Here is a 7215-nt window from a genome sequence, read left to right as displayed (position 1 = left end):
TCCTGCCTTTTCTGAAATCATGTCCAGCAGAGGTTGAAACAGTCGTCGCTGATGCCGGGTATGGGAGCGAAGAAAACCTCCTCCGTCTCGACGAACAAGGAATAGGCCATTATATCAAATACAATCAGTTTGACAGGGAACAAAAACGCTCCCATAAAAACTCGGCCAAAAATCTGGCTAATTGGCTCTATGATGAAGCTTCAGACAGCTATACTCATCCGGATGGCTTTGTATATTCCTTTCATCACATCGAAACTCGGAAAACAAGCACAGGGTTTGAACAAGAAATCAAGGTTTATCTCACAGATCAGCCAGAGCAGGCACCTCAACAGGGGCTTTATATCAATGAGCGTTATCAAGCCCTGAAACTCAAAGAAAGCCAGACGCTTTTATCGGAAGAAGGCCGCCGCATCTATGCTCAGCGGAAGATAGATGTCGAGCCTGTCTTTGGTCAGATAAAGGCTTGTTTGGGCTACACTCGCTGCAATCTGCGAGGCAAGCGCAAGGTGAAAATTGACATGGGACTGGTTCTCATGGCCAATAACCTCAAGAAACTGAGTAAGAAAATGGCTCAAAACTAGAAAAAAGGATAAGATCTTAAACTGACCTTATCCCTTTTTCATGAGTTGAAGCTTTTTGTCTCAGCCTCATCTTGATTTTCGAACAAGAAAGCGTTATCATATGAATAAAAGGGGGTGTTGGTATGAAAAATTTAAAAGTACTTGCCTTGCTTGGTTTAGGCTGCTGCTTACTAGCTTGTTCTCGACAGAAAGCTTCAGAGTACCCTAAGTCTGGAAGCCCTGACTCTTCTTCTAAGGTTTCGAGCACGAGTCAAGCCCACTCGAAAACAGCTAGCAGTAGTCAATCTAGTGCTAATCAATCCAGCCCTAGTCAGAGTTCGACTTCTGCGGAGTCGGAAAGCTCTAGTCAGACCAGTGAAAAGGTCAGAGAGGAGGAGACACAGCCTTCTAGTAAAGAAAAGCCTTCTCCAATCCGAAAACGCCTGGAAGTTCCTATGCAGATCCAGCGAGCTTGGAATACTTGCGCACCGACCTCTGTCAGTATGATTTTAGCCTACAGGGGTGTTCAGGCTAGTCAGGAAGAATTGGCACGAGCGATGGGGACCGATGAGACTTTCGGCACCCATAATGTCAATGCAATCCGTGTCTTAAATCAATATTTATTTGGTTATGCGGAAGTGCCAGCAGGCCAAGCAGGCTACCATCTTGCTACAGTGACTAGTAGCGCCTCGAATTCGGAAGATATGCGGCTCTTTAAGGAGCGCCTGCGCAAGAATATTGATGATGGCTATCCGCTCTACTATACGATTGATAATGCCTCCATCTACCCAGGCCACAAGGGTGAACACAATGTTGTGGGGACGGGCTATGAATTATCAGCAGACGACAGTGATGTACGTGCAGTTTATTACATTGATCCGTCTTACACCGTTCAGGATCCAATCTATGGAGGGCTGAAAAAGGTAACTCCGGAAGAATTATTGGCAGCTATGTGTGCTTGTCAGGAACCAAATTACGCTTGGTAAAGAAAAGAAAAACGAGATCTTTCGATCTCGTTTGATTTAATTCGTAGATAATTAATGTCTCTTTCTTCGAACAGTGCGATACCCTTGAATAATCATAAGACTTAGGACAATAGCAAGTGAGAAAGATAGAAAGGTGCTCATCTTTGCAGACAAAAAAATAAAGCTAAAAAAGACTGTCAAAATACAGAATAAAGCGATATTTATAAAGAAAAATAGCTCACGTAATTGTGATGCTGATTCTGCTTGGGGCAGGTATTCTTGATAGGATATTTCCTTAGTTTGTTCTGTCGAATCATGCAGGGGCGCTGATTCAAACTGTTTAAAATCTCTTACAGCCATTGTCTCTCTCCTAGTAGTACCTTATCATTCTATCATGTTTCTATGATTAGATATATTACAAGATAGTTACAAAACGAATAAAATCGAATTAAGAAATCATAAATCCTATTTTTTTGGTATAATAATGATATGAAAAAGATAATCATTACAGCAACAGCTGAAAGTATAGAACAAGTTCAAGCCTTATTGGAAGCAGGAGTAGATCGTATTTATGTTGGTGAGGAAAAATACGGCCTTCGTTTATCGCATAACTTCACTTACGACGAATTAAATCGTATTTCACAAATGGTTCATCAGGCAGGAAAAGAAATGACCGTTGCCGTCAATGCTTTGATGCATCAGGATATGATGGACCAGATCAAGCCTTATTTGGATTTTCTTCAGGAGATTGAAGTGGACTATATCACTGTCGGGGATGCAGGCGTATTCTACGTCTTACAGCGGGATGGTTATAAGTTGAAAACGATTTATGATGCTTCAACCATGGTTACCAGCAGTCGCCAGATTAATTTTTGGGGCAAGAATGCTGGGGTGTCAGAAGCTGTTTTGGCTCGGGAAATTCCATCGGCAGAACTCTTTAAAATGCCAGAAATTCTTGAGATTCCAGCAGAAGTCCTAGTTTATGGTGCGAGCGTTATCCACCACTCTAAACGCCCGCTTTTGCAAAATTATTATAACTTTACACACATCGATGATGAAAAATCAAGAGAGAGGGACCTCTTTCTTGCGGAACCGAGCGATCCTCAGAGCCATTATTCGATCTTTGAGGACAAGCATGGGACTCACATTTTTGCCAATAATGACTTGGACTTGATGACCAAATTGATAGAATTGGTTGACCACGGCTTTACTCATTGGAAATTGGAAGGTCTCTATACTCCTGGTCAGAATTTTGTTGAGATTGCTAAGCTCTTTGTTCAGGCAAGAGATTTGATTGAAAAAGGTGAATTTAGCCATGACCAAGCTTTCTTGCTAGATGAGCTGCTTCACAAATTGCATCCGAAGAATCGTTTCCTCGATACAGGATTTTATGATTACGATCCAGACATGGTGAAATAGGACAGGATTTTGTTGCCTTTAGCTAAGTGGGCATCACCAAAAAGCTATTTGCTCAACAGAAATGTTTTAAGAAAAGGCACAGATGAATCTGCGCCTTTTTGAGTTTTCATCTATAAAAGTGGAGTGCTGGTTATGATTTCCAATAATCATAATTGCAGGTAGTTAGGATCATTTGAGTAATTTCTTCAGGCTCTTCCTGAGCTCCGCCAGCTATCCAAAGAGAAATAATCCCCTCGACACTGGATAGGAAGATTTCCAAGGCGTATTTCTGAGGGATATGAAAGTTCTCTTCTAAAAAACGCTGGGTAGCAGCTTTTTGATTGTCGATCAGAATGATACTGGTTATGAATTCCCGAATAGCTCCGCGAAAGTCAATATAATGGCTTCTGGTCAGGGCGTTGATCAGACGTTCATTAGCACGGAGAATATGAAAATTTGCTGTCAATAACTTTTTGGGAGATTCTCTTTCTCCCTCAAAAAAACTATAAAGCTGGGAAACAATGTCACTTTTGAGGCTATCAATCATCTGATACTTATCTTGGTAGTGGAGGTAGAAGGTGCCGCGATTAATCCCTGCCCGTTTGCAGAGTTTGCTGATGGAGATAGTATCAAACCTTTCCTCTGACAGTAGCTGAATCAAGGCTTCTTTGATGTCTTCCTTGGTACTAGTTTTTCGTTTCTGGACCATTTTTCTTCCTTTTCACTTAAATCAACACTTTGTCGATTTTTGATTATTGCTTTTTGTCTAAGCTCATTATATAATATCTGTGATTTAGAATCAATACCCTGTCTATTTAAGGAGGTGGGGTTGAAAAGGAGAGAAACGATATGGCTTATATTGAAATGAAACATAGTTTTAAACGTTATCAGGTAGGTGATACAGAAATTGTTGCCAATCATGATATTTCTTTTGAGATTGAAAAGGGGGAACTAGTCATTATCTTGGGTGCTTCTGGTGCTGGTAAGTCTACGGTGCTCAATATTCTCGGGGGTATGGATACCAATGATGAGGGAGATATCCTGATAGATGGCCAGAATATTGCGGACTACAATTCCCACCAGCTGACGGACTATCGCCGCAATGATGTGGGCTTCGTCTTTCAGTTTTACAATTTGGTGCCCAACCTGACGGCCAAGGAAAATGTCGAATTGGCTTCGGAGATAGTCAAGGATGCCCAAGATCCAGTAGCGGCTCTGACAGCAGTGGGGCTGGAAAAACGCCTCAATAATTTTCCAGCGCAGTTGTCAGGTGGGGAGCAGCAGCGGGTATCTATCGCTCGGGCAGTGGCAAAAAATCCCAAAATTTTGCTCTGCGATGAGCCGACAGGAGCTCTGGACTACAATACTGGTAAGCAAGTGCTGCAAATCTTACAGGACATGTCCCGCAATCAAGGAGCGACAGTGATTATCGTGACCCACAATGCTGCCTTGGCTCCCATTGCTGACCGAGTCATCCGCATGCACGATGCGAGAGTCAAGAGTATCACAGTGAATGAGGAACCACAGGACATAAGTACATTGGAGTATTGATATGAAGAGAAAGATTTATTGGAAAGATATTCTGCGCTCCTTCACTAGCTCTAAAGGACGTTTCCTATCTATTTTAATCCTTATGATGCTGGGCTCTTTAGCTCTCGTGGGACTCAAGGTCGCTCCACCCAATATGCGCAGAACAGCAACAGATTACTTGAAAGAGCAGCAAACCATGGACTTGGCTGTTATGGCGGACTATGGTTTGGATAAGGCGGATCAGAAAGAGTTGGAAGCGATCAAGGGGGCAGATATTGAGTTTGGTTATCTAACAGATATCACCGTAAACGAGGAGGCCCTCCGAGTATTCTCAGATACCAAGGATATTTCAAACTTTCAAGTGACCTCCGGTCGTCTGCCTAAGAAAGATCAAGAAATTGCTCTGGCTAGCTTTTGGTCTAAGAAATATAAGCTTGGTCAGGAGATTCATCTGACCGAGAAAGCAGGTAGTCGGTCAGTTCTGAAAAACAAGACCTATAAGATTGTGGGATTTGTCAACTCGGCAGAGCTCTGGTCTGATATAAATCTGGGCAATGCGACTAGTGGCAGCGGGGCTTTATCTGCCTATGCTGTAGTCAGCCCTAAGGCCTTTGATACAGATGTTTACAGTATTGCCCGCCTGCGCTATCATGATTTAGAAAAGCTGGCTCCCTTCTCTGAAAGATATCAGGAGCGTTTGGAGCAGCACCAGACTGCTTTGGACAAGAGCCTGGAAGATAACGGAGCGGCTCGCTTTAAGCGATTAGAGGCGGATACCAAAAGTACTATTCAGAAGGGCGAAGATAAGATTGCTCAGGCTGAGAGCGAACTGACCCAAGGGAAAAAACAATTAGAGCAAGCTCAGAATCAGCTGAACCAGCAAAAAAGTCAGCTAGAAACAGCCCAAGCTGCTTCAATCTTATCTCCTGCTCAGCTCAGTCAGAGCCAGCAGCTGATTCAGGAAGCTGAGTCCCAGCTCAATCAGAAAAAAGCAGAGCTAGCAAAGGCAGAGAAAGACTTATCAGCTAGCAAGGACAAGCTAGCTGACGCTAAGGCAGACCTGAGTCGTTTGAAAGAGCCGGCCTATCATAGCTATGACCGCAAGTCCCTGCCAGGTGGTAATGGTTATTATATGTATACAAACTCCATGAATAGTATTGCGTCGATTGGCAATATCTTCCCGGTGGTGCTCTATCTGGTGGCAGCGATGGTGACCTTTACCACCATGACTCGCTTTGTCGATGAGGAGCGAACAAATGCAGGTGTCTTCAAAGCTCTAGGCTATCATAGCCGCGATATCATTCGTAAGTTTGCTCTTTACGGTTTGGTAGCGGGGAGTCTAGGTACTTTCATAGGGATTCTGCTGGGACATTATTTCTTGTCTGGAGTGATTTCTTCTATTATTACCAGAGGGATGGTGCTCTCTGCCCCTCATGCATATTTTTATGTTTCCTATAGTTTACTGGCCCTTGGACTTTCCCTTCTTTCCAGCGTTCTCCCTGCCTATTTTGTGGCAAGACGGGAGTTGACGGAAGAAGCTGCTCACTTGCTTTTGCCCAAGCCGCCAGTCAAAGGCTCCAAGATTTTCTTGGAAAGATTGACCCTTATCTGGCGACGTCTTAGCTTTACTCAGAAGGTCACTGCTCGTAATATCTTTCGCTATAAGCAGCGGATGTTTATGACCATCTTTGGTGTGGCGGGTTCGGTTGCCCTGCTCTTTGCCGGTCTAGGACTCCAATCTTCTATTGGTGGTATTCCAAAACGTCAGTTTGAGGAGATTCTGCGATACGACTTGATTGTTGCTGTCAATATTGGGGAAAATCAAGCCGAACAAGACAAGCTGAAAAAGATGCTGGCAGATGACTCGATTGCAGCCTATCAGGAGATCCACAGTGAAACCTTGACAGAGAATACAAAAGGGAAAAAAGAGACAGAGTCAGTCACTTTAATGGTTACGGACAAGGAAAATTTTGAACCGTTCATCTCGTTAGAAAGTCCTGACAGCCGACAGAAGCTGTCCCTGAAGGACGGTGCAGTTATTTCGGATAAATTGGCTCGTATAGCTGGAGTTAGCCCTGGTGGCAGTATAGAGCTGGGTGGCAAGTCTGTCAAGCTTGCAGCAGTCAATGAGAATCATTTTGGGCATTTTGCCTTTATGAAGGCAACTGACTACCAGAAGATTTACGGCAAAAAGCTCGATAAAAATGCTTATCTAGTACGGCTCAAGGACTCTTCCAGTAAAAACATTGTGGACAAGGCCAATGAATTTATGAGCCTCAAGGCTGTCAAGAGTGTTTCTCAAAATGCAAGCATGGTGAAGCAGTTCAATGTTTTAGCTGATTCTCTTAATAATACGATGATGATTTTAGTGCTGATTTCTATTCTTTTAGCAGTTGTCATTCTCTACAATCTGACCAATATCAATGTAGCTGAGCGGATTCGTGAGCTGTCCACTATCAAGGTTTTGGGCTTCCATAATAAGGAAGTGACCCTCTATATCTATCGAGAGACCATTATTCTTTCAGTGATTGGGATGGTAGTTGGGCTTCTAGGCGGTTTCTTCCTGCATCGTTTTTTGATTGAGAAGGTTGCGCCTAGCATTATCAGCTTAAACCCTCAAGTAAGTCCCTCAGTTTATCTGCTTCCTCTAACAGCAGTGACTCTTATCCTGACCTTGCTTGGCTTCTTTGTCAACTACCGCCTCAGAAGGGTGGATATGTTGGAAGCACTCAAGTCTGTTGATTAATTTAAAAAAACATTTC

General features: G+C 43.3%; 7 protein-coding genes. 5 read left to right on the top strand and 2 right to left on the bottom strand.

Annotated elements, in window-relative coordinates:
* A partial coding sequence (locus tag SCRDD08_RS08270) for a transposase (RefSeq protein WP_155719799.1) occupies positions 1 to 581 on the top strand: 581 nt, incomplete at its 5' end.
* A gap of 122 nt (positions 582 to 703) precedes the next feature.
* Positions 704 to 1546, top strand: coding sequence for a C39 family peptidase (locus tag SCRDD08_RS08265; protein ID WP_061423196.1), 843 nt, complete (start codon positions 704 to 706; stop codon positions 1544 to 1546).
* Positions 1547 to 1597: 51 nt separating this feature from the next.
* Here the strand turns inward: SCRDD08_RS08265 and SCRDD08_RS08260 are convergent, their stop codons facing one another.
* Positions 1598 to 1885 carry a DUF3270 family protein gene (locus tag SCRDD08_RS08260; protein WP_061423195.1) on the bottom strand — a complete coding sequence of 96 codons (288 nt, stop codon included), beginning with the start codon at positions 1883 to 1885 and terminating at the stop codon, positions 1598 to 1600.
* Positions 1886 to 2014: 129 nt separating this feature from the next.
* Between SCRDD08_RS08260 and SCRDD08_RS08255 the strand changes: the two genes are divergently transcribed.
* The gene (locus SCRDD08_RS08255; RefSeq protein WP_061423194.1) at positions 2015 to 2944 is read left to right on the top strand and encodes a peptidase U32 family protein; all 930 of its coding nucleotides are present in this window, start codon (positions 2015 to 2017) and stop codon (positions 2942 to 2944) included.
* A gap of 130 nt (positions 2945 to 3074) precedes the next feature.
* On the opposite strand, the gene SCRDD08_RS08250 is transcribed toward SCRDD08_RS08255, so the two are convergent.
* A complete protein-coding gene (locus tag SCRDD08_RS08250) occupies positions 3075 to 3632 on the bottom strand; it encodes a TetR/AcrR family transcriptional regulator (RefSeq protein WP_061423193.1) in 558 nt (185 codons plus the stop codon).
* Positions 3633 to 3772: 140 nt separating this feature from the next.
* On the opposite strand from SCRDD08_RS08250, the gene SCRDD08_RS08245 reads away from it, so the two are divergent.
* The gene (locus SCRDD08_RS08245) at positions 3773 to 4474 is read left to right on the top strand and encodes an ABC transporter ATP-binding protein (protein ID WP_061423192.1); all 702 of its coding nucleotides are present in this window, start codon (positions 3773 to 3775) and stop codon (positions 4472 to 4474) included.
* Between the two features lies 1 nt (position 4475).
* The gene (locus SCRDD08_RS08240) at positions 4476 to 7199 is read left to right on the top strand and encodes an ABC transporter permease (RefSeq protein WP_061423191.1); all 2724 of its coding nucleotides are present in this window, start codon (positions 4476 to 4478) and stop codon (positions 7197 to 7199) included.
* The last annotated feature ends 16 nt before the right edge of the window (positions 7200 to 7215 follow it).

This window comes from Streptococcus cristatus, from assembly GCF_001578775.1.
Taxonomy (GTDB): domain Bacteria; phylum Bacillota; class Bacilli; order Lactobacillales; family Streptococcaceae; genus Streptococcus; species Streptococcus cristatus_A.
Note: the sequence above shows the minus strand (reverse complement) of the source record. Positions and strands in the feature narration are given on the sequence as shown.